Below are 20,650 nucleotides of genomic sequence, written 5' to 3' on the forward strand. Positions count from 1 at the left end.
ATGCCGGGCGCGGAGCATTTGGGCATCGTCTCGCCGAATGGGCTCCGGACGATGCGTGCGGGTTCTCGGGCACGGCCTCGGATTCACGGCGTCTGCCGGGGGGCCGCCCGCGTCGTCCCTGTCGGCATTCCGCTTGGTTCCGGCCCGCTCGATCCGTGGCACGCGACGCGGCTTTCGTCGGGGGGACCGAGGCGTCACCGGCAGAGGATTGCGCGAGCCGGGATCGCCGAGCGCCGGCCGAGCCTCGCACCCAAGGTGGGCGGGCCGCTTTTTCGCGTGGCCGGCGGCCGGGATGGGCTCAGATGTAGTGGCGGTAGACGATGGAGCGGGTCGTCTCGTCGCCATCGCCGTCGCGGTCGGCCTTCGCCGTCCGGTCGGCCGAGAGGCCGATCACCGAGACGAGCGCGAGCGGAATCACCTTCGGCGAGAGGCGGGCAACATGGCGCGCTGCGGATGCAAGGCCACGCGCGAACCGAAGCAGAATCGTCATGCGCAGGATCTCCCTTCGCCGGCACGCGTGCCACGATGCCCCATCGGTGATGCCGTTTTGTGTCAGAAATCGGCAGGACGTCGCCTCGGAGCGCCGCCGCCCGCTCGAGCGGGCGGCGATGCCGTGCGTCAGGACGCGGAACGAAGACGCCCGAACGCCCAGGCGCCGAACGCAAGAGCCCCCACGGGGGCAAGAAGAAGAGCCATCACGGTCAGCATGCTCGTCATTAGGGTCGGCCTCCCTCGCCGAATGGGTTCGCCTCCCGATCACCTGGGATCGTGGAACCGTTGCGCGCCCCTAACATGAAATATGGTTCAAGACACCGGTGAGACCGATCACTATTGCGCCAGATCGTGGGCCGCCTTGCGGGCCATGCCCGGCGCTCCGTCGCGACATCGCGTCTCGGCAGTGATCGAGTGCCCTCAAGCGCTTTCCGGCGCAGCGGACTCCAGTTCTGAGAAAAAGCGGTCTCAAGCAATGACTTAGAGACGCAAGCGTGATGCCATCAGGTCGGATGCGGCTCTCGTCGGGCCGGCGACCTCCCGCTGGAACAGGGCGCGAAATCCGGCCTGCGTCCCGATTTGGCACAGAGCACGCTGGCATCCCGCTCGCACCGGGGGGCCGAGTCGTATCGAATGAGCCGTCGATGTTTCCCAAACTCGTCGGAACCGCCGCGCTCCTCGCGGCCGGATCCGTGCTTCTTCATAGCTGGAATGCGCCGCGCTGGGCGATCACGGCCCTGTGCGTGATCGGCACCCTTGCGGCCGCGCTGTCCCTTGCTCCCATTCTGGAGCAGCCGATCGCTCCGGCCGCGGTGATGCCGGCCCCCGAGGCGCTGAAAGGCCCGGCTCCGGTCTTCGAGGGGATCTGGGATCCGGTCCATCGCCGGCAGCTCTTGGGCGAAGCGGACCGAACCGGTCTGTAGCGTGTCGTCCCGAGACGGTTATCCGAACCGATGTGACCGATGCAGAACCGCAACAGCACAGGAAAATATCAGATAGTAAAAATGGTTGCGCGCAAACAGGATCGAGCGTTCAAGTATTTGTATTTATAACAGTTATAAAACATAGATCTTGCATGCATCATTCGGTGTTTGTCATACGCAGGCACAACTCGTTGTGTCCTCTTAGGTTTTTATAACCTAAGTTAAAAGCGTACCGGAAAAGATGTTCGAAGATCGCGCCGTTTCTGCTCGGCCGGCTCCGCGTGCGGGCCAAATCGCGCGCCTGCTCGCCTCGACCTTCCTGTCGGGAACGGCCCTGTTCGGCCTCGCCGTGCCGGGCCTCGCACAGGAGGCGGCCGGCGCCGTCGAGCTGTCCGAGTTGAGCGTGACCGGCGAAGGCCGCGGCGCCACGCTCGGCGGCGCACTGTACGGCCCCGGCGGCGCCCAGGGCGCCGTGCCGGGCTATGTGGCCAGCCGCAGCACCGTCGCGACCAAGACCGACACGCCGATCCTGGAGACGGCCCAGTCGATCTCCGTCATCGGCCGCAAGCAGATCGAGGACCAGAACGCGCTCAGCATCAACCAAGCGCTGCGCTACACCCCGAGCGTCACCACCGAGCAGCGCGGCGGCGCCGGCTCGACCCGGCTGGAGCAGTTCCTGATCCGCGGCTTCAACGCGCCGGTCTTCCTCGACGGCATGGCGCTGATCGGCGGACGCGACGCCAACGCCACGATCGAGCCCTACCGGCTGGAACGCATCGACGTCATCAAGGGCCCGGCCTCGGTGCTCTACGGGCAGTCGGGCCCGGGCGGCATCGTCAACCTCGTGTCGAAGGTTCCGCAATTCGTCCGCCACGGCGAGGTCTTCGTCCAGGGCGGCGGATTCAGCGAGGTGCGCGGCGGCGTCGATGTCGGCGGCCCGATCCAATCGGACGTGCCCTGGCTCGCCGACCAGTTCGCCTACCGCATCGTCGGCTTCGGCTGGAACGGCGACGGCCCCGTGGACACGACCCGGGTCGAGCGCGCGCTGATCAACCCGAGCCTGTCGTGGCGCCCTTCCGCCGACACCCAGCTCACGATCATCGGCAACTACCAGCGCGATCCGTTCTCGGGCTTCTACGGCGGCTTCCCGGCAGTGGGCACGGTGTTCCCGCGCAACTTCGGCAACGGCATCATCGGCCGCCTGCCGGTGAACTTCTACGACGGCGACCGCGGCATCGAGCGCTCGGACCGGACCCAGGCCTCGATCGAGTACCTGTTCGATCACCGCTTCAGCGAGAACCTGCGCTTCCACTCGGCCGGGCGCTACCTGCGCACGCAGGGCGACTACCGCAGCGTCTACAGCGCCTTCAATCCCCGCAACGGCCCCTTCGCCAGCGGCCCGCTGATCCCGCGCGCGGTCATCGGCACCAACGTGGCGGCGGAAGCCTACACGATGGACAGCAACTTCGTCGCCAACTTCGACACCGGCTTCATCGCCCACACCGCGCTGCTCGGCGTCGATCACCGCACCTTCAGCACCCGGACGAGCGGCTCCCCGTTCCCGGATGCGCCGGACCTGAACGTGCTGGCGCCGAACTACAACATGAATATCGCGGTCCCGGCCTTCAACACGGTCTCGCGGGTCGATGCGCAGCAGACCGGCGTGTACTTCCAGGATCAGGCTAAGTTCGACCGTCTCGTGCTGACGCTGGGCGGGCGCTACGACGTCGCGCGCCAGACCGGGCCGACCCGCTCCTTCGCTGCCGGCAGACCGAGCACCCTGACGCTCCAGAACGCACCGGCCGACGCCTTCACCGGCCGGGCGAGCCTGCTCTACCTGTTCGATTCGGGCGTGGCGCCGTACGTGTCCTACAGCCAGGCCTTCGAGCCGATCGTCGCGGGCCGCGTGTTCGATCCGGCCTTCGGCACCGTCGGGCGCGTGCCCGATCCGCAATCGAGCGACCAGTACGAGGCCGGCATCAAGTACCAGCCGCCCGGCACCGACATCCTGCTCACCGCGGCCTTCTTCGATATCCGCCAGTCGAACCGTACGACCGCGGACCCGGTGAACGGCAGCGCCTTCGTCGTCCAGACCGGACAGGTCGGGGTGCAGGGCATGGAGTTCGAGGCGCGGGTGAACCTGACCGAGGGCGTCACCCTGGTCGGCGGCTTCTCGCTCCTCGATATCCGCAACGTCCGCGACGACGGCCGAACCGCCAACGACCTGACCCCCGGTCAGACGGTGCCGCTCCAGGGGCGCAGCCCGGTTCTGGTGCCGGATTCCACCGCCTCGCTGCTGGCGACCTACCGCTTCAGCGAGGGGCCGCTCCTCGGCCTCGAAGTCGGCGGCGGCGTGCGCTACCTCGGGCCGTCCTGGGGCGATGCGGCCAACACCTTCAAGGTGCCGGCCAGCGTGCTCGTCGACGCCACGCTCAACTATGACCTGAAGTACCTCGACGCGACGCTCCAGGGCTTCTCGATGCAGCTGAACGCCAACAACCTCCTCGACGAGCGCTACGTCAGCGGCTGCAACGGCTACACCAGTTGCTATTACGGCCTGCCGGCGACCGTCTATGCAACCCTGCGCTATCGCTGGTAGGAGGCCGGCATGGCTTCGCAAGGCAGGGCGCAAGGCAGGACGACGGCGCTCGAGCGGGCCTCCGTGGCCAGCCGGGTCGTGCTGGCGGCGGGCGGCGGCTACGGGATCGCCGCGCTCGCCACCGCGCTGCTGTCGCTGACCCTGCCGATGGCGCGCTCCGAGGCGGTGGCGACGGCGACCCTGCTCAGCTTCGCCGTGATGGCGGGCATCGTCGTGCTCGTCTTCGCGACGCGCACGCTGCTGCGGGCGCTGCTCACCGTGGCCGGCACGGCCCTGGTGCTCGGCGCCCTCCTCTGGCTGGCGATGGGAGGATCCGCGCCATGAAGGGAAGCTTCCGCCAGTCGATGGCGTGGCTGCACACATGGTCCGGCCTGATCGTCGGCTGGGTGCTGTTCGCGATCTTCGTCACCGGCACCGCGAGCTACTACCGGCCGGACATCTCCCGCTGGATGCGCCCCGAATTCACGCGCGTCGAGCCGGTGGAGGCGGCCGCCCTCGGAGCGGCGACCGAGCATGCGGTGGCCTATCTCGGCCAGCACGCGGCCAAGGCGCGAACCTGGTTCGTCGGCCTGCCGCAGCCCGACAAGCCGGTGCTCGACCTGTTCTGGCGCACCCGGCCGGGCGAGCGTCCGGGCCACGTCCTGCTCGATCCGCGAACTGGGACCGAGTCCACCGTGCGCGACACGCAAGGGGGCGACTTCCTCTACCGCTTCCATTTCGAGCTGCACATGCCGCCGCTCTGGGGGCGCTGGGTCGTCGGCCTCTGCGCGATGATCATGCTGGTGGCGCTGATCTCCGGCATCGTCACCCACAAGCGGATCTTTGCCGACTTCTTCACCTTCCGCCGCGACAAGGCGCCCCGGCGCAGCTGGCTCGACGCCCACAACGTCACCGGCGTGCTGGCGCTGCCGTTCCACGTGATGATCACCTATACCGGGATCGTCACCCTCGCGACGTTCTACATGCCCTGGGGCGTGAACACCGCCTACAAGGGCAACAGTCAGACCTTCTTCACCGAAGCCAACTGGATTACGACGCCGCGTCCGCCCGCGAAGCAGGCCGCCGCGCTGGCCCCGCTCGGGCCGATCGTGGAGCGGGCGGTCGCGACCCGGCCGGAGCCGCTGGAGCGGCTCACGATCGTCAATCCGGGCGACGCCAACGCCACCGTGGTCGCGGTGTTCGAGGAGCCGCACGGGCTCTCGCACGAGCACCCGCAAATCGCCTTCGACGGGGTGAGCGGCGAAATCCTCGAGGTCCGCGACGGCGGCCTCAAGCCCGCGGCCAAGACCTTCACGGTGATGACCGGCCTGCACGAGGCGCACTTCGCCGGCACCCTGCTGCGGCTGGTGTTCTTCCTGTGCGGGGTCATGGGCTGCGCCATGGTCGCGACCGGCGTCGTGCTCTGGTCGCTGGCCCGCCTGCCGAAGCCGGGGGAGCGGCCCTTCTTCGGCCTGCGGCTGGTCCAGGCGCTGAATGTCGGCAGCATCGCCGGCCTGCCGGCGGCCATCGCCTGCTTCTTCATCGCCAACCGGCTCCTGCCCGTCGGCCTCGCCGGGCGCGAGGATTGGGAGATCCGCGTCTTCTTCGGCGCCTGGATCGTCGCCGCCCTGGTGCCGCTCGTCCGTCCGCAGCGCCGGGCGTGGTGCGAGGGTCTGGCCGCCGTGTCGGTGCTCTGCGTCGCGGTGGTCGCAGCCGACATCCTGACGATCCCCGACCATCCCCTGCGGCTGGGCGGCGGCGACCCGCTCTTCGTCTGGTTCGACGGGGCGATGCTGCTGCTTGCAGCCCTGTTCGCCGTCGCTGCCCGCAAGATCCTGCGCTACGAGGCGCCCAAGCGCGCTGCGAAGCCGGCCGCGGTTCCCGCCTCCCCCGCCCGCCAGCCCGCGCGGCGCCCCGAGCCGACCCACGCATGACGCCTCTCGTTCTCGCCGTGAATCTGTCCTTGAGCTTCGCCGCGCTCGCCGCGCTCTGCCTGAGTCTCAACCGGCATCATGCGGAGGTCTTCGACCGCAAGGCGGAGCGGGCGGCGGTTTTGCGCCTGCGCGCCTTCGGCTGGGGGGCCATCGCCCTCTCCTTCTTCGTCGCCGGGCTGTGGGAGGGCTGGGCCTTCGGTCCCGTCCAGTGGATCGGCGCACTGACCGGGGCGGCGCTCGCGCTGGTGCTGCTCCTGTCCTACCGGCCGCGCTACGTCGCCCCCGCCGCGCTCGCAGCGCTGGCCGCTTCGGCCCTGCCGCTGGCGGTCTTGGCCGTCGCGGCCTGATGCGCCCGCTCCCGCCGCTCGAGGCACTCGCCCATGCGAGCCGCCTGCTCGAAGCGCAGGGCTTCCACGAGACTGCCCGGAACGACCGCGGCGACAGCCGCTACCTCGCCCGCGGCGATGGGCCAGAGCGCCTGCGCCTGTCGAACCATGCCCGCACGCCGAAGCAGCGACGGGTCCATCCGGAGGTGATGGCGAGCCTCGTGATCCGCGCGCCGAAGACCGAGGCGCAGGTCGCCGCCCTGGTCGCGGCGGCCCTGCGCGACTACGCGGGCGGGCTCGCCCGGCGCGGGTGACGCCGCGATCACGCCTCAGAGCGAGGCGCTGGCGCGGCGCATCCGGCGCCGGTCGGCGGGGATCTCGAACACGCCCGACCACAACCCGACACGGCGGCCCCAGGCGCGCCGATCCTGAGCCTCGTAGGCGGCCGGCGCGCTGCGGTCGGCGATGGCGTAGCCGTTGGCGACCATCCAGGCGGCGAGGTCCTCGCCGTCGCGACGGCAAAGGGCGGTCGCGCTGCCATCCGCCTCGCGCAGCTCGCAGGTGACGTTTCCCCCGCCGATCCGCGCCGTCAGGGCCGCGGCGGCGGCGCGGCCGCAGGAATAGTCGCGCTCGTGCCCGTCGGAACAGGTCTGGTCGAGATCGGGCGCATCCATGCCGTAGAGCCGCAGGCGCCGGCCGCCGAGGTCGAGGGTCGCGCCGTCGATCACCGTGGCGGGGCCGCTCACGATCCGGGGCGCGGCCTCGCCCGCCCGGGCCGGCGGGGCCTGCAATCCGGCGAGCAGCGCCAGCGCAGGAACGAGGAGCGCGGCCAGCAGACGCCGGGCGCCCGGTCCTTCCGAGGCGCGATCGTCGTGGGGGTGATCATTGTGGGATCGAGCCGGGCTGGCGATGGTACCGGCGAGGCAGGCAGCGTAGATCAGCAGAATGGTGGCGGTGAGCGACATCGGAAGGGGTCTCGCGGGAAGAGGGTGGTCGGCGCGCCGCTCAGAGCCGCTGCGCCGTCGATGCCGCCTTCTCGCAGGCCCCCCTTCGCGCGAGCCTGACGCCGCCTGTCAGCCTCGCGTCAGCCGGACTCCGGCTCTTTCGCGTCGCGCCATGGTTCGTGTCCCGATGTCCCCTTTCCCGCTTCGCCCGCTCGTCCTCGCGCTCGTCGCGCTGATCCCGGCTCTGAGTGCCGTGCCTCTCGGCGCCGTGCCGGCGCGGGCCGACGACGACGGCGAGCGGGCGCGGCGGGCGTTGGAGCGGGGCGAGATTCGCCCCCTCGACGCCGTGCTCGCCGCCGCCCGCGCCGCCGTGCCGGGGGACGTGGTGGCGCTCGACCTCAAGCGCGACGACGGGCGCTGGCTCTACAAGCTGCGCATCCTCGGCACCGACGGGCGCCGCCGCGACGTGAAGATCGATGCCAGCTCCCTCAAGCTCCTCGACGTGGACGACGATGATTGAGGCCCACGCGCTTCCAGGGACGACATGCGCATCCTCGTCGTAGAAGACGAGCCGCGCATCGCGGCCGATATCAGCGAGGGTCTGGAGCGGGCCGGCTACGTCGCCGAGATCGTCGGCGACGGCGAGGCGGCGTGGTTCCGGGCCGAGACCGAGACCTACGACGCCATGGTGCTCGACCTCGGCCTGCCGCGCCTCGACGGGCTGGGCGTGCTGCGCCGCCTGCGCGGGGCCGACGTCGCCCTGCCGGTGCTGATCCTCACCGCCCGCGACGGCTGGCGCGAGCGGGTCGAGGGGATCGATGCGGGCGCCGACGACTACCTCGTCAAGCCGTTCCGGATGGAGGAGCTGGTGGCGCGGCTGCGCGCCATCCTGCGCCGCACCGCCGGCCACGCCTCCCCCGTCCTGCGGGCCGGCGCGGTCGAACTCGACACCCGCACCCGCGCGGTCTCGGTTTCGGGCCGCGAGACCGACCTCACCGCGCTCGAATACCGCCTGCTCGCCTTCCTGCTCCACCGCCAGGGGCAGGTCGTGGCGGCGGGTGAGCTGCTCGACCATCTCCACGGCAGCGACAGCGACCGCGAGGCCAATGCGCTGGAGGCCCTGCTGACCCGGCTGCGGCGCAAGCTCGGCCCCGGCATCATCGAGACCCGCCGCGGCCACGGCTACCTCGTGCCGTCCGATCCGCCGTGAACAGCGGCTCGCTGCGCCTACGGCTCGGGCTCGCCGCCGCCGGGCTGATCGCCCTGGCGCTCGTGCTGGCAGGGATCGGGCTGACGCTGATCTTCAACCGGGTGCTCGACGCCCGCACCGCCGACGGCCTCGACCGCACCGCCAAGCTCATCGCCGGGCAGGTCGCCCTGGCGCCGGACGGGGCCCTGACCCTGCCGCGCGAGCCGCCGGATTCGCGCTTCTCGACGCCCTATGGCGGCCTTTACTGGCAAGTCGAGCGCGCCGGCGGCACCGCCCTGCGCTCGCGCTCGCTCTGGGACCGGAGCCTCGGCACGTTGCCCGATACGTCCGAGGAGCCGGCGGTCGGCGACCTCGCCGGGCCGGATGGCGGCCGGCTCATCGCCGTGACCCGGCGGGTCTCGATCCCGGGCAACGGCGGCACGGTGGCGCTCGCCGTCACGGTGGCCGAGGACCGCCGCGACCTCGCCCAGAGCCGCACGACCTTCCTGCGCCTGCTGGTGCCCTCGCTCGGCGCGCTGTTCGCGGCGCTGACGCTCGCCATGTCGCTGTTCGTGCGCCGGGCGCTGGCGCCCTTCCGGACCCTGCGGGCGGATCTCGCCGCGATCCATGCCGGGACGCAGGCGCGGCTGCCCGACACTTTTCCCGAGGAGGTGCGCCCGCTGGTGGCCGACCTCAACCGCCTGCTCGACGCGCAGGAGCGCGATCTGGAGCGAGCGCGCACGGGCGCCGGGGACATGGCCCACGGCCTCAAGACCCCGCTCGCGGTGCTCGACGCGCTGGCGCGCCGCACGGAAGCCGCCGACCCTGCGCTCGCGGCCGAGATCGCCGAGCAGGCGCACGCCATGGGCCGGCAGGTCGAGCGCACGCTCGCCCGGGCGCGGGCGGCCTCGGGGGGCCTACGGCGGCGCGCCTGCCCGGTCGGACCGGCACTGGCGCGCATCGTCGGCGCCCTCAAGCGCCTGCCCGAGGGGGAGGCCCTGCGCTGGGAGATTGCAGTCCCGGAAAACCTCGCCTTTCCCGGCGACGAGGGCGACCTCACCGAGATCCTGGGCAACCTCCTCGACAACGCCCGCAAATGGGCCCACCGCCGCATCCGCGTCTCGGGAGGCGCGGAGGGCGGCGAACACCGTCTGGTGCTGGAGGATGACGGCCCCGGCATGAGCGAGGCGGCGATCGCCGGCATCGCCCGCGGCCGGCGCTGGGACGAGAGCCGGCCTGGCACCGGCTTCGGCATCGCCATCGCCCGTGACCTCGCGGAGGCTGTCGGCGCGCGGATGCGCCTCAGCCGCTCCGAACTCGGTGGCCTGCGGGTGGAGATGCGCTGGCCGGTTCCGGCGGCCTGACTGAGGCCGGCGCCGGAGCGATGCCGTCAGGCGGCCCGGCCGAGGGCGCCGAGCAGATCGGAGCGGCCATAGGGCTTCGGCAGGAAACCCGCATCGGGCAGGTCGTCGGCGCGCGGCCGGACCCGGCCCGAGGTGACGACGAGGCGGATATGCGGCCAGCGCGCCCGCACCCGCGCCGCCAGCGTCAGCCCGTCCATCGAGCCCGGCATGTCGATGTCGGTGAACAGGGCGCCGAAGGCCTGGGCCTTCCCCTCCAAGAGTTGCAGGGCCGCGTCGGCGTCCGGCGCCTCGGCCACCGGCAGGCCGGCATCCTCCAGCATGTCGACGGCCACCATGCGCACGAAACACTCATCCTCGACGACGAGGATGCGGGGGGCGGAGGACGGATCGGTCGGCTCGGACAGACAGGACATGGGGGTCAAGCGAGCTGTAGCGGGTTGATGGGAAGCGGCTTTCCTCAAAGTGTCCGCGCGGCGATTGGTTTCAGCGGAGCCGCAGAAGATTCGAAGAAATATCGAACATAAATCACGGCCCGGCGGGTCGGCCGGGCGCTCGCCGGGCCGTGTATTGCCACCCCCTGGCCTTTGCATTACGGGAGCCGGGAATCGGGTGCTCGAGGCCCGCCATGACACCTTCATGACGACGCCCTTGCCTCACGACGCCTCCGCCCCCTCCCGTCGGCGCCTGCGACCGGCGCCGCTGCCGGCGCCCGCCCCCTTCCTCGTGTCCCGGCTGCAGCGCTCCCCCATGACGATCCTGCGCCTGGACAGCGGACCGGACGGGCTGCCCCCGATGACGGCCGGGGAAGAAATCGTCCTGGAGACCTGCCTTGGCGTCTGAATCCGCGAGCCCGCCCGAAGGCACTTCCAAGGACGCTTCGAAGAGCGCTCCCGCGCTCGCGAAGGTCGCCACCGGCATCGACGGCTTCGATACCATCACCTTCGGCGGCCTGCCGAAGGGGCGGCCCTCGCTGGTCTGCGGCGCGGCCGGCTGCGGCAAGACGCTGTTCGCCACCACCTTCCTCGTCAACGGCGCGACCCGCTTCGGCGAGCCCGGCGTGTTCATGAGTTTCGAGGAGCGCGCCGAGGATCTCGTCGCCAACGTCGCCTCCCTCGGCTACGACCTCGACGGGCTGGTGGCGCAGGGCAAGCTCGCCATCGACCACGTCCGGGTGGAGCGCAGCGAGATCGAGGAGACCGGCGAGTACGACCTCGAAGGCCTGTTCATCCGCCTCGGCTTCGCGGTGGATTCGATCGGCGCCAAGCGCATCGTGCTCGACACGATCGAGACCCTGTTCGCGGGCTTTTCCGACGAAACGGTGCTGCGGGCCGAACTCCGCCGCCTGTTCGGCTGGATCAAGGACCGGGGCCTGACCGCGATCATCACCGGCGAGCGCGGCGACGGCCAGCTCACCCGCCAGGGGATGGAGGAATACGTCTCTGACTGCGTGGTGCTGCTCGACAACCGCGTCGAGGACCAGATCACGACTCGGCGCCTGCGCGTGGTGAAGTATCGCGGCTCGGCCCACGGCACCAACGAGTACCCGTTCCTGATCGATGCCGAGGGCATCAGCGTCCTGCCGGTCACGGCGGCCGACCTCGACTACACCATCGCCGAGGGCGTGGCCTCCACCGGCATCCCCGGCCTCGACGCGATGCTCGAACCCGGCGGCTTCCACCGCGGCACCAGCATCCTCGTGTCGGGCGAGTCCGGCACCGGCAAGACCATGATCACGTCGAGCATGATCGCCGCGGCCTGCGCGCGCGGCGAGCGCTGCATGTCCTTCGTGTTCGAGGAGAGCGGCGACCAGATCATCCGCAACGCCCGCTCGATCGGCCTCGACCTCGCCCGCCATGTCGAGGCGGGCCTGCTGCGCTTCGAGGCGGCGCGTCCGAGCCTCTACGGCCTGGAAATGCACTTGGCGCGCATGCACCGGGACATCGACCGCTTCGCGCCCACCGTGGTGGTGGTCGATCCGCTCTCGGCCCTGCGCGGCCCGCCGGCCGAGCTTCAGGCGACGATGCTGCGCATGGTCGACATGCTGAAGAGCCGCGGCATCACCGCGGTGTTCACGAGCCTGCGCGAGGATGGCAGCCTCGACCACGACAGCAATATCGGCGTCTCCTCGCTGATGGATGCCTGGATCAAGCTCCTCAACATCGAGGCCAACGGCGAGCGCTCGCGCACGCTCTACGTCATCAAGGCCCGCGGCATGCGCCACTCGAACCAAGTGCGCGAGTTCAGCATGTCGGGCGACGGCATCGCCCTCGTCGAGGCCTATATCGGCCCCGCGGGCGTGCTGACGGGCACCGCCCGCGTCGTGCAGGAGGCGGAGGAAGCCGCCGCCGTTCTGCGCCGCGAGCAGGAGAGCCGCCGACGGCGGCGCGAGGCGGAGCGGCGGCGCCAGTCGCTGGAGCGCCAGATCGACGAACTGCGCGCCACCCTGGAAGCCGCGGCAGAGGAAGAGGCGGTGCTGTTGAGCGAGGACGAGATGCGCGAGGCGATGCTGACGAGCGAGCGGCGCATCCTCTCCACCCGCCGGGGAGGCACGCGATGAGCGGCTCCGAACCAACCGAGGACGGCCTCGACGCCGAAGCCGCCGGCCAAGTGAACGAGGGTACGGTGGACGAGGGTACGGTGGACGAGGGCCATTACCACCTGCGCCTCTACGTCGCCGGGCAGACCGCCAAGTCGCTGACGGCGATGGCCAACCTCAAGCGTTTCTGCGAGGAGCACCTCGCCGGCCATTACGACATCGAGGTCATCGACCTGATGAAGAATCCGCAGCTCGCGGCCGGTGACCAGATCCTGGCGATCCCGACCCTGGTGCGCCGCCTGCCCGCGCCGCTCAAGCGCATCATCGGCGACCTGTCCAACACCGAGAAGGTGCTGGTCGGCCTCGATATCCGGCCCCAGAACCTCGCCGAGAAGAATCCCGCAGCGAAGGTGGACGGCATTTGAGCGGCGTGGACATCACGGGCCACGGGGAGACCGGGCGCACCCGGCTGCGCCTCTACGTCGCCGGCACCTCGCCGCGCTCGACCCGCAGCATCGAGAGCGTGCGCCGCCTGTGCGAGCATCGGCTCGGGGGCGCGTGCGACCTCGAAGTGGTCGATATCTACCAGCAACCGGCGCTCGCGGGCGCCGACGGCGTGGTCGCGGCGCCGACCCTGGTGCGGCTCTCCCCCCTCCCCGCCCGGCGCATCACCGGCGATCTGAGCGACGAGCGGCATGTCCTCGACGGGCTTGGATTCGGCGCGCTTGGACTCGGCGGGGCCGCCGATGAGCACTGAGCCCGACGCCACGGCCTTGGACGAGGCGCAGGCGCGCATCCGCGCGCTGGAAACGCGGCTGGAGGAGCTCGAGGACACCCTGGCGGCGATCCGCCGGGGCGATTTCGATGCGATCGTGGTCGAGGGTCCGGGCGGCGAGCGGCTGGTCTACACCCTGGAGAATGCCGATCGGCCCTACCGGGTGCTGATCGAGCAGATCCAGGAGGGGGCCTTCACCCTCGGGCCGGACGGGACGCTGCTCTATTGCAACCGCCGGCTCGCCGAGACCCTGGGCACCCCGCAGGAGCGCCTGATCGGCCAGCCCTTCGCGCGCTTCGCCGCCGGGGGCCAGGACGCGGCGCTCGCCGCCCTGATCACGCAGGCGGCGCGGATGCCGGCCCGCGGCGAGATCGCCCTGTGCGACGAGGCGGGGGTCGAGCGCCCGGCCTACCTGTCGCTGAACCGCCTCGACGGCGACGGCGACACCCTGCTCCTTTGCGGCGTGATCACCGACCTCACGGCGGAGCGGCTGCGCCTGCACGAACTCGCCGAGGCCAACGAGCGCCTGCGTGCCGAGGTGGCCGAGCGCGAGCGGATCGAGGAGGCGCTGCGCCAGAGCCAGAAGATGGAGGCGGTGGGCCAGCTCACCGGCGGCGTCGCGCACGACTTCAACAACCTGCTCACCGTCATCAAGTCCTCCACCGACCTGCTCAAGCGCCCCGATCTCGCCGAGGAGCGCCGCCGCCGCTATGTCGATGCCATCTCCGACACGGTGGCACGCGCGGCCAAGCTGACCGGCCAGCTCCTCGCCTTCGCCCGGCGCCAAGCCTTGAAGCCCGAGGTGTTCGATGCCGGCCGCGGCGTCGCGTCGGTGGCCGACATGGTCGGCACGCTCACCGGCGCGCGCATCCAGGTGAAGACCCTGATCGAGCCCTGTTTCGACGCCGCGGGCGAGCCCTTCGCCTGCCTCGTGGAGGCCGATCCGAGCCAGTTCGACACAGCGCTCGTCAACATGGTCGTCAACGCCCGCGACGCCATGGACGGCGAGGGCACGCTCACCATCCGCGTCGGCCATGCCGGGCAGATTCCGGCCCTGCGCACCCATCCGGCCGTGCCCGGCGACTTCGTGGCGGTGGCGATTTCCGACACGGGGACGGGCATCGCGCCCGCCGACCTGTCGCGGATCTTCGAGCCGTTCTTCACGACGAAGGGCGTCGGCCAGGGCACCGGGCTCGGGCTCTCCCAGGTGTTCGGCTTCGCCAAGCAATCGGGCGGCGACATCGCGGTGGAGAGCGTGCTGGGACAGGGCACGACCTTCACCCTGTTCCTGCCGCGGGCCAAGGTTGCCCCGACGATGGTCGAGTCCGCCGACGAGCCCGAGCCGCTGGCCCCCGGCCACGGCACCTGCGTGCTCCTCGTCGAGGACAACCGCGAGGTCGGCGCCTTCGCGACGCAGGCGCTGGCCGAACTCGGCTACGGCACCGTCTGGGCGATGGATGCGGAGCAGGCGCTGGCCGAACTCGACCGGACGCCGGAGCGCTTCGACGTGGTGTTCACCGACGTGGTGATGCCCGGCATGAACGGCGTCGAACTCGCCCGCACGATCCTGGGGCGGACGCCCGGCATGCCGATCGTGCTCTCCTCCGGCTACAGCCACGTGCTGGCCGAGGACGGACACCACGGCTTCCCGCTGCTGCACAAGCCCTACTCGGTGGAGGATCTCTCGCGCATCCTGCGCCGGGCGATTCAGCGGCGCGCCACGCGGGCGCGGTGATTTTCCCTTCGCTCGCGGCGGCTTGCGCGGCAGGCAAGAAAAAAGGCTCGGATTGCTCCGAGCCTTGAAGGGAAAAGGCCATTGGGGGCTGAACTGGCCTTCGTGATCGGACAATGCGCCGAAGGCCGTCTGGTTCCGCAAAAAATGCAGGAAGTTCGGAGGCCGATTTTCCGCTTCGGAACGGCCGAAGCACGATGGCTCCCAAAGCCCTTTGGAAGGGGATTGGTTGTAGGCTGCGGCAGGTCGTTCCGAGTCGGGGCCGCAGGATGAACAAGGCAACACGCTGGACGCTGCGGACGTTGGGCGGCCTCGGCTTTCTCCTGACATTGAACGGAGCGATGCTGCTGGGCGCATGGGCATTGCTGCACCGTGTTCCGTTTGCCGATCCGTTCGCGGAGCAATCCGCGTCCCACTATCGGCGAGCGATTCCGGCGGAGATCGGCATCACGACCATGGTTGCCGAAGGTTCGGATGCGAGTCTGTTGAGTCTGTTCCTGCCCATCACCCGCGAAGCCTGCGGTGGGGTCGCCTTTCGACTCTCCGACTCGGCGGCTGAACAGATTGCAGCACAAGGTCTGGCGCATCTCGGATCGGCCCGCATCGGACGCGGCTACGAGAATAGCCCCGAGGAACATTACTTTACCTATCAGCCCTGGCAGGAGACGCCCGTGCCGAGCACTTGGATCGGCGATGGCAAATGGGCCGGGGCGCTTGGATGTTTGAAACAGAGCGCCCGCCAGTTCGATACCGATGTCGTCACCGAAGCGGCTCGTCAGCCGGGCGCGTTTTTCACAACAGGACGTGAAAGCGAGATCTTGATCATCCCACGCCTGCGGCTTTTGATTCTCACCTACTTCGGATGATCTCTGAAAGGCGGAGCCCTGCTGTAATGAACGGCCGCGGACTTTAGCGCGGCGCCGCAGCCCGGCGCAGGCGGTCGTTGATCGCCTCGCCCAGCCCCTCTTCCGGCACCGGGACGACGGCGATGGTCGGTGCGCCCGAGGCGTCGAGCCGGCGCAGGGCCCCGAACAGCCGGGCGGCGGCCTCCGCCGGATCGCCGCGCTCGCTTAAGGATTCGACCGCCGCCGCATGGTCCAGCCCAGCGGGGCGGAAGGCGCCGAACAGCAGAACCGCCTCACGCGGCTCGACGGTCCTGGCCTCGAGCCGCACCCCGGCCCGCGGGGCGTAGTGCGAGGCGAGCAGGCCGGGACCCACGGGCCGCGAGCCCGGATCGCCGGCCGCTTCGGGAGCAAAGCCCAGCACGGCGGCGAGGGCCTCCCGCGTCACCCCGCCGGGGCGCAGCAGCCGGGGCGAGCCGCCGAGACAGGCGACCACGGTGGATTCGACACCGACCGGGCATTCGCCCCCGTCGAGCACCGCCGCGATGCGCCCGTCGAGATCGGTCAGCACATGGTCGGCGCTGGTGGGGCTCACCCGTCCGGAACGGTTGGCCGAGGGCGCCGCCACCGGTCGCCCGACCCGTTCCAGCAGCGCGCGGGCGATGTCGTGGGCCGGCACGCGGAGCGCCACGGAGTCGAGCCCGGCCCGAGCGAGATCGCAGACCGAGCCGCCGGGTGCCGCCGGCACCACCAGGGTCAGCGGCCCCGGCCAGAATGTTTTCGCGAGGCGGAGGGCGGCTTCGTCGAACACGCCCTCGGCCAACGCAGCCTCGGGCGTCGCGACATGGGCGATCAGCGGGTTGAAGCGCGGGCGGCCCTTGGCGGCATAGATCGCGGCCACCGCCTCCGGGTCGGTGGCGTCGGCCCCGAGCCCGTAGACCGTCTCGGTCGGCAGGGCGACGAGGCGCCCCGCCCGGAGCAGGGCGGCCGCCCGCGCGAGGCCGTCCGCGTCGGCCGCCAGGCGCAGCGTGGGGATGGTTGACGGTACGGCGTCCATATCGGAGTGGATGCGAGGAAGAACGGCCGGCCGTAGACCCTTCAGCCGCAAGCCGTCAAACGGGATCGCCGCCCCCTCGACGCGCGGCGGGAGGAGCGGTGTACCGGTCATGAGCTATCGCGCGCCCGTCGAGGAGATGGCCTTCACCCTCCGCCACGTCGCGGGGCTCGACGCCGTGCTGGCGCAGAGCGGGGCCGAGATCGGCCCGGACGATGCGGTCGCCATCCTCGAAGAGGCGGGCCGGCTCGCCGGAAACGTCATCGCTCCGCTCAACCGGGTCGGCGACCGCCACGGCACGCCGTTCTCGGACGGCCGCGTCACCACCGCACCGGGCTGGGCGTCAGCCTACCGCGCCTTCGTCGAGGGCGGCTGGAACGGCGTGCTCGCCGCGCCCGATTACGGGGGGCAGGGCCTGCCGCACCTGATCGCCGCCGCCTGCACCGAGATGTGGAACGGGGCCAACCTCGCCTTCGGCCTGTGCCCGCTACTGACCGCCGGCGGCGTCGAGGCGCTGGCCGCCCACGGCTCCGACGCGCTGAAGGGGCGCTACCTCGAAAAGCTCGTCTCGGGCGAGTGGACCGCAACCATGAACCTGACCGAGCCGCAGGCGGGCTCGGACCTTTCGGCTCTGCGCACCCGCGCCGAGGCCAACGGCGACGGCAGCTACCGGATTACGGGCGCCAAGATCTACATCACCTATGGCGAGCACGACCTTGCCGACAACATCTGCCACCTCGTGCTCGCCCGCATCAAGGACGCGCCGGCCGGCACCCGCGGCATCTCGCTGTTCCTCGTGCCGAAGGTGCTGCCGGACGGGAGCCGCAACGACCTGCGGTGTTCGGGTATCGAGCACAAGCTCGGCATCCACGCCTCGCCGACCTGCTCCATGGCCTTTGGTGACGCTGGCGGCGCGACTGGCTGGCTGATCGGCGAGGAGAACCGGGGGCTGGCCTGCATGTTCACGATGATGAACTCGGCCCGGCTCAATGTCGGGCTGCAGGGCGTGGGCGTGGCGGAAGCCGCGTATCAGAAGGCCCTCGATTACGCCCGCGAGCGCCGCCAGGGCCGGGCGCCGGGCTCGCCCGAGCCGGTCAGCGCCATCGTGGCGCATGCCGACATCCAGCGCACGCTGCTGACGATGAAGGCCTACACGGCGGCGTCTCGCGGCATCTGCTACCTCACCGCCCAAGGCCTCGACGCCGCTGATGGACCCGAGGGAAAGGCGGCGCATGACCGCGCCTCGCTGCTGACGCCGGTGGCCAAAGCCTTCTCCACCGACATCGCCAACGAGGTGACCTCGCTCGGCGTTCAGGTCCATGGCGGCATGGGCTTCGTCGAGGAGACGGGGGCGGCTCAGCTCATGCGCGATGCCCGCATCCTCGGCATCTATGAGGGCACCAACGGCATCCAGGCGATCGACCTCGTCACCCGCAAGCTGCCGCTCAACGGCGGCGCCACGGTCGGCGCGCAGATCGCGTCGATGCGGCGTGTGGCGGAGGGGCTCTTGAAGGACGGCGCGCCCGGCTTTGGCCACGCGGCGGCGCGCCTGCGGGACGGCATCGGCAGCCTCGACCGGGCGACGAGTTTCCTGCTCAAGGCGCTGGCCTCGAACCGGCCGCAGGAGGCTTTGCCCGGTGCGACGCCGTATCTGCGCCTGTTCGGCCTCGTGCAGGGCGCGGCCTGCCTCGCGACGGCGGGGTTGGCTTCGAGCGCGGCCGTGAAGGCCGGCGAGACCGATCCGGCCCACGCCGCGCGCATCGCGCTCGCCCGCTTCTTTGCCGAGAACCTGCTGCCGGCGGCAGGCGGCCTGGAGCAGTCGATTCTCTCGGGCGGCGATTTCGCCGACGATCCCGCCTTCGCGCTTGCGGGGTGAACCCGCTCAGCGCTCCGCGCCGGGGCCATACCCCGAGAAAAACACCCGCACCGCCTCCGCGACCCGGTGCCGGATCTCCGCTTCGTCGGGTGCCTGCCCGACATTGAACAGCAGGCGCGTCAGCATTCCCGCTTGGCAGAGCTGGAGGAAGTGCTTGGCGGCAAGATCGGTGTCGTCGGCGCGCAGGCGCCCGGCGGCGACCTGGGCGTCGATATAGGCTTTCAGCCGTCCGACCCCGCAGGCCGGTCCGGCCTCGTAGAAGGCCTGCCCGAACCGGGGGAATTTCTCGCAGGCGCCCATCACCATGCGGATGATCGAGACGTGCTCCGGCCGCGCCATCATCGTGAGGTAGCTGGTCCCGAGCCGCGTCAGCACGGCGCGGACATCCGGGTCGTCCTCGTCGAGCCGGAACAGGTTCTCGGCCAAACCCGCCTTCGCCTCGGTGGTCAGGGCCTCGAACAGGGCTTCCTTGCTGTCGAAATAGACGTAGAGCGTGCCCTTCGAGACGTTCGCGGTCTTGGCGATCTCGCCCATGCTGGCCCCGTCGAAGCCCGAGGCCATGAACACCTGACGCGCGCCCTCCAGGATCTGCCGGCGCTTGTCGCTCTCGCCCGATAGGGTTGCTTGCGGGGCCGCCGGCCCCCGCTCCTGTGTCGCCGCACCCGCCATGGCCTGACCCGCTTACCCCAACTCGCTCGCATTGACCGAACCGTTCAGTCAGTGTTAGCTAGCTCTCGAATGAGGGCGGCGTCAACTCGGCCCGTCGAATGACCGAACGGTTCGGTCAATGCATGTCTGGGATGTCAGCGATGTCGCTGCGTGAGGATTCCGGCCGGTCGGAGGCCGCCCCTGAGACGGCCGAGGAGGCGCGGGCCGAGTCCGGCCGGGCGCCGGCCATGCGCCCCGCCCCGGTCGCCGAGCCGGTGCCGCCCTCCCCCGCCAAGCCGCGCCGGCCGCTGCGGCGCGCGGTGCTGGGCCTCGTGCTCTGCGCAGCGCTTGGCGGCGGCGCCTATGCCGGCTGGGACTGGTGGACGCTCGGGCGCTTCTTCGTCAGCACCGACGACGCCTACGTGCAGGCGGATATCTCGGTGCTCGCCGCCAAGGTGTCGGGCTATCTGGCGGCGGTGCCCGTGGTGAACGGGCAGGCGGTGAAGCGGGGCGACGTGATCGCCCGGCTCGACGACGGCGATTACCGCCTCGCCCTGAAGGCCGCCGCGGACAAGCTCGCCACGCAGGAGAGCACCATCGCCCGTGTCGGCCGGCAGGCCGAGGCGGCGCAGGCGCAGGTGCTGCAGAGCGCAGCGCAGATCGATGCGGCGAAGGCCGACGCCGTGCGGGCCGGGGCCGACTACGCCCGCGCCACGGGGATGCAGGCCGATTTCGTCGCGAAATCCCGGCTTGATCAGGCCAAGGCCGATCGCGACCGCACCGAGGCGGCGGTGAAGTCGGCCGAGGCCGCCCTCGTCGCCGCGCGGGCCAATGTCGAAGTGCTGAAGGCGCAGACACGCGAGGCTCAGAACCTCGCCGCGGAGCTGCGCACCGCCGCCGACCGCGCGCGGCGCGACCTCGATTTCGCGGTGATCCGCGCGCCCTTCGACGGCGTCGTCGGCAACAAGGCGGTGGAGGCTGGGGCCTATGTCTCGCCGGGCTCGCGCATCGCCGCCCTGGTGCCGCTGCAGAGCGTGCGGGTCGATGCGAACTTCAAGGAGACGCAGCTCGCCCGCGTCCGGCCCGGCCAGGAGGTCCACATCCACGTGGACGCCTATCCCGACCGCGACATCGTCGGCACGGTCGAATCGCTCTCGCCCGCCTCCGGCTCGGTCTTCAGCCTGCTGCCGCCGGACAACGCCACCGGCAACTTCACCAAGATCGTGCAGCGCCTGCCCGTGCGCGTCCACGTGCCTGAGGATGTCGCCCGCGAGGGCCTGCTGCGGCCCGGCCTGTCCGTGGTGGTGAAGGTCGATACCCGCGAGGGTGCCGACGCACCGGTGCAGCGGCTCGCCGCCCGGCCCTGAGACTCGGGCCGGTCAGCAAGAGCCGGCCGGCGCAACCGCTCGCCCCACCCACGCCCTCATCCTGAGGTGC

Annotated in this window: 22 protein-coding genes; 17 read left to right on the forward strand and 5 right to left on the reverse strand. The window is 70.8% G+C overall.

Features of this window, described 5'->3' with window-relative positions:
• Positions 1-298 precede the first annotated feature (298 nt).
• Positions 299-490, reverse strand: a complete 192-nt coding sequence (locus M2437_RS12185; protein ID WP_003602341.1) for a hypothetical protein — start codon at positions 488-490, stop codon at positions 299-301.
• A gap of 646 nt (positions 491-1,136) precedes the next feature.
• Between M2437_RS12185 and M2437_RS12190 the strand changes: the two genes are divergently transcribed.
• From M2437_RS12190 to M2437_RS12215, 6 genes are all read left to right on the forward strand, one after another.
• Positions 1,137-1,415, forward strand: a complete 279-nt coding sequence (locus M2437_RS12190; protein ID WP_003602343.1) for a hypothetical protein — start codon at positions 1,137-1,139, stop codon at positions 1,413-1,415.
• A 241-nt stretch (positions 1,416-1,656) separates the two neighbouring features.
• Positions 1,657-4,014, forward strand: a complete 2,358-nt coding sequence (locus M2437_RS12195) for a TonB-dependent siderophore receptor (protein WP_253387557.1) — start codon at positions 1,657-1,659, stop codon at positions 4,012-4,014.
• A gap of 9 nt (positions 4,015-4,023) precedes the next feature.
• A complete protein-coding gene (locus M2437_RS12200) occupies positions 4,024-4,338 on the forward strand; it encodes an iron transporter (protein WP_253387558.1) in 315 nt (104 codons plus the stop codon).
• On the forward strand, positions 4,335-5,927 hold the full coding sequence (locus M2437_RS12205) for a PepSY-associated TM helix domain-containing protein (RefSeq protein WP_253387559.1): 1,593 nt from the start codon (positions 4,335-4,337) through the stop codon (positions 5,925-5,927). Before M2437_RS12200 ends, M2437_RS12205 begins: the two co-directional genes overlap by 4 nt.
• Positions 5,924-6,274: a DUF3325 domain-containing protein gene (locus tag M2437_RS12210; RefSeq protein ID WP_253387560.1), complete on the forward strand. Its 351-nt coding sequence runs from the start codon at positions 5,924-5,926 to the stop codon at positions 6,272-6,274. Before M2437_RS12205 ends, M2437_RS12210 begins: the two co-directional genes overlap by 4 nt.
• Entirely contained in the window at positions 6,274-6,567 is a 294-nt protein-coding gene (locus M2437_RS12215) for a hypothetical protein (protein WP_253387561.1), read from the forward strand. The genes M2437_RS12210 and M2437_RS12215 overlap by 1 nt, the downstream gene beginning before the upstream one ends.
• 15 nt (positions 6,568-6,582) lie before the next feature.
• Here M2437_RS12215 and M2437_RS12220 read toward each other — a convergent pair whose 3' ends face one another.
• On the reverse strand, positions 6,583-7,218 hold the full coding sequence (locus tag M2437_RS12220) for a thermonuclease family protein (RefSeq protein ID WP_253387562.1): 636 nt from the start codon (positions 7,216-7,218) through the stop codon (positions 6,583-6,585).
• 166 nt (positions 7,219-7,384) lie between these two features.
• Here M2437_RS12220 and M2437_RS12225 point away from each other — a divergent pair, with 166 nt between their 5' ends.
• From M2437_RS12225 to M2437_RS12235, 3 genes are read left to right on the forward strand one after another with little or no spacing between them, the layout of a single operon-like run.
• The gene (locus tag M2437_RS12225) at positions 7,385-7,717 is read left to right on the forward strand and encodes a PepSY domain-containing protein (protein ID WP_253387563.1); all 333 of its coding nucleotides are present in this window, start codon (positions 7,385-7,387) and stop codon (positions 7,715-7,717) included.
• A 24-nt stretch (positions 7,718-7,741) separates the two neighbouring features.
• Positions 7,742-8,407 (forward strand): response regulator transcription factor, encoded by a 666-nt coding sequence (locus M2437_RS12230; RefSeq protein ID WP_253387564.1) that lies wholly within the window; start codon positions 7,742-7,744, stop codon positions 8,405-8,407.
• Positions 8,404-9,750, forward strand: coding sequence for an ATP-binding protein (locus M2437_RS12235; RefSeq protein ID WP_253387565.1), 1,347 nt, complete (start codon positions 8,404-8,406; stop codon positions 9,748-9,750). Before M2437_RS12230 ends, M2437_RS12235 begins: the two co-directional genes overlap by 4 nt.
• Positions 9,751-9,776: 26 nt before the next feature.
• Here M2437_RS12235 and M2437_RS12240 read toward each other — a convergent pair whose 3' ends face one another.
• On the reverse strand, positions 9,777-10,163 hold the full coding sequence (locus M2437_RS12240; RefSeq protein ID WP_012255255.1) for a response regulator: 387 nt from the start codon (positions 10,161-10,163) through the stop codon (positions 9,777-9,779).
• A gap of 196 nt (positions 10,164-10,359) precedes the next feature.
• On the opposite strand from M2437_RS12240, the gene M2437_RS12245 reads away from it, so the two are divergent.
• From M2437_RS12245 to M2437_RS12270, 6 genes are all read left to right on the forward strand, one after another.
• Entirely contained in the window at positions 10,360-10,590 is a 231-nt protein-coding gene (locus M2437_RS12245; RefSeq protein ID WP_277570294.1) for a hypothetical protein, read from the forward strand.
• Positions 10,580-12,307 carry a circadian clock protein KaiC gene (gene kaiC, locus M2437_RS12250; RefSeq protein ID WP_015824233.1) on the forward strand — a complete coding sequence of 576 codons (1,728 nt, stop codon included), beginning with the start codon at positions 10,580-10,582 and terminating at the stop codon, positions 12,305-12,307. Before M2437_RS12245 ends, kaiC begins: the two co-directional genes overlap by 11 nt.
• Positions 12,304-12,711: a circadian clock KaiB family protein gene (locus M2437_RS12255; protein ID WP_015824232.1), complete on the forward strand. Its 408-nt coding sequence runs from the start codon at positions 12,304-12,306 to the stop codon at positions 12,709-12,711. Before kaiC ends, M2437_RS12255 begins: the two co-directional genes overlap by 4 nt.
• The gene (locus M2437_RS12260) at positions 12,708-13,043 is read left to right on the forward strand and encodes a circadian clock KaiB family protein (RefSeq protein ID WP_253387567.1); all 336 of its coding nucleotides are present in this window, start codon (positions 12,708-12,710) and stop codon (positions 13,041-13,043) included. The genes M2437_RS12255 and M2437_RS12260 overlap by 4 nt, the downstream gene beginning before the upstream one ends.
• Entirely contained in the window at positions 13,033-14,796 is a 1,764-nt protein-coding gene (locus tag M2437_RS12265; RefSeq protein ID WP_253387568.1) for an ATP-binding protein, read from the forward strand. The genes M2437_RS12260 and M2437_RS12265 overlap by 11 nt, the downstream gene beginning before the upstream one ends.
• A 266-nt stretch (positions 14,797-15,062) precedes the next feature.
• Positions 15,063-15,659, forward strand: coding sequence for a hypothetical protein (locus tag M2437_RS12270; protein WP_253387569.1), 597 nt, complete (start codon positions 15,063-15,065; stop codon positions 15,657-15,659).
• 43 nt (positions 15,660-15,702) lie between these two features.
• Here M2437_RS12270 and M2437_RS12275 read toward each other — a convergent pair whose 3' ends face one another.
• Positions 15,703-16,692: an L-threonylcarbamoyladenylate synthase gene (locus M2437_RS12275; RefSeq protein ID WP_253389620.1), complete on the reverse strand. Its 990-nt coding sequence runs from the start codon at positions 16,690-16,692 to the stop codon at positions 15,703-15,705.
• A gap of 109 nt (positions 16,693-16,801) precedes the next feature.
• Between M2437_RS12275 and M2437_RS12280 the strand changes: the two genes are divergently transcribed.
• Complete coding sequence (locus M2437_RS12280) at positions 16,802-18,565, forward strand: acyl-CoA dehydrogenase (protein WP_253387570.1); 1,764 nt, start codon at positions 16,802-16,804, stop codon at positions 18,563-18,565.
• A 6-nt stretch (positions 18,566-18,571) separates the two neighbouring features.
• Here the strand turns inward: M2437_RS12280 and M2437_RS12285 are convergent, their stop codons facing one another.
• Positions 18,572-19,234, reverse strand: coding sequence for a TetR/AcrR family transcriptional regulator (locus M2437_RS12285; protein WP_253387571.1), 663 nt, complete (start codon positions 19,232-19,234; stop codon positions 18,572-18,574).
• 140 nt (positions 19,235-19,374) lie between these two features.
• Here M2437_RS12285 and M2437_RS12290 point away from each other — a divergent pair, with 140 nt between their 5' ends.
• Positions 19,375-20,580, forward strand: a complete 1,206-nt coding sequence (locus tag M2437_RS12290; RefSeq protein WP_056464507.1) for an HlyD family secretion protein — start codon at positions 19,375-19,377, stop codon at positions 20,578-20,580.
• The last annotated feature ends 70 nt before the right edge of the window (positions 20,581-20,650 follow it).

The sequence above is a fragment of the Methylorubrum pseudosasae genome, from assembly GCF_029504475.1.
Lineage (GTDB): Bacteria > Pseudomonadota > Alphaproteobacteria > Rhizobiales > Beijerinckiaceae > Methylobacterium > Methylobacterium extorquens.

Bases quoted from the DNA above. Each gene is read 5' to 3' on its own strand.
- M2437_RS12185 (WP_003602341.1), bottom strand. From the start codon at position 490: ATGACGATTCTGCTTCGGTTCGCGCGTGGCCTTGCATCCGCAGCGCGC.
- M2437_RS12190 (WP_003602343.1), top strand. From the start codon at position 1,137: ATGTTTCCCAAACTCGTCGGAACCGCCGCGCTCCTCGCGGCCGGATCC.
- M2437_RS12195 (WP_253387557.1), top strand. From the start codon at position 1,657: ATGTTCGAAGATCGCGCCGTTTCTGCTCGGCCGGCTCCGCGTGCGGGC.
- M2437_RS12200 (WP_253387558.1), top strand. From the start codon at position 4,024: ATGGCTTCGCAAGGCAGGGCGCAAGGCAGGACGACGGCGCTCGAGCGG.
- M2437_RS12205 (WP_253387559.1), top strand. From the start codon at position 4,335: ATGAAGGGAAGCTTCCGCCAGTCGATGGCGTGGCTGCACACATGGTCC.
- M2437_RS12210 (WP_253387560.1), top strand. From the start codon at position 5,924: ATGACGCCTCTCGTTCTCGCCGTGAATCTGTCCTTGAGCTTCGCCGCG.
- M2437_RS12215 (WP_253387561.1), top strand. From the start codon at position 6,274: ATGCGCCCGCTCCCGCCGCTCGAGGCACTCGCCCATGCGAGCCGCCTG.
- M2437_RS12220 (WP_253387562.1), bottom strand. From the start codon at position 7,218: ATGTCGCTCACCGCCACCATTCTGCTGATCTACGCTGCCTGCCTCGCC.
- M2437_RS12225 (WP_253387563.1), top strand. From the start codon at position 7,385: ATGTCCCCTTTCCCGCTTCGCCCGCTCGTCCTCGCGCTCGTCGCGCTG.
- M2437_RS12230 (WP_253387564.1), top strand. From the start codon at position 7,742: ATGCGCATCCTCGTCGTAGAAGACGAGCCGCGCATCGCGGCCGATATC.
- M2437_RS12240 (WP_012255255.1), bottom strand. From the start codon at position 10,163: ATGTCCTGTCTGTCCGAGCCGACCGATCCGTCCTCCGCCCCCCGCATC.
- M2437_RS12255 (WP_015824232.1), top strand. From the start codon at position 12,304: ATGAGCGGCTCCGAACCAACCGAGGACGGCCTCGACGCCGAAGCCGCC.
- M2437_RS12265 (WP_253387568.1), top strand. From the start codon at position 13,033: ATGAGCACTGAGCCCGACGCCACGGCCTTGGACGAGGCGCAGGCGCGC.
- M2437_RS12270 (WP_253387569.1), top strand. From the start codon at position 15,063: ATGAACAAGGCAACACGCTGGACGCTGCGGACGTTGGGCGGCCTCGGC.
- M2437_RS12275 (WP_253389620.1), bottom strand. From the start codon at position 16,692: ATGGACGCCGTACCGTCAACCATCCCCACGCTGCGCCTGGCGGCCGAC.
- M2437_RS12280 (WP_253387570.1), top strand. From the start codon at position 16,802: ATGAGCTATCGCGCGCCCGTCGAGGAGATGGCCTTCACCCTCCGCCAC.
- M2437_RS12285 (WP_253387571.1), bottom strand. From the start codon at position 19,234: ATGGCGGGTGCGGCGACACAGGAGCGGGGGCCGGCGGCCCCGCAAGCA.
- M2437_RS12290 (WP_056464507.1), top strand. From the start codon at position 19,375: ATGTCGCTGCGTGAGGATTCCGGCCGGTCGGAGGCCGCCCCTGAGACG.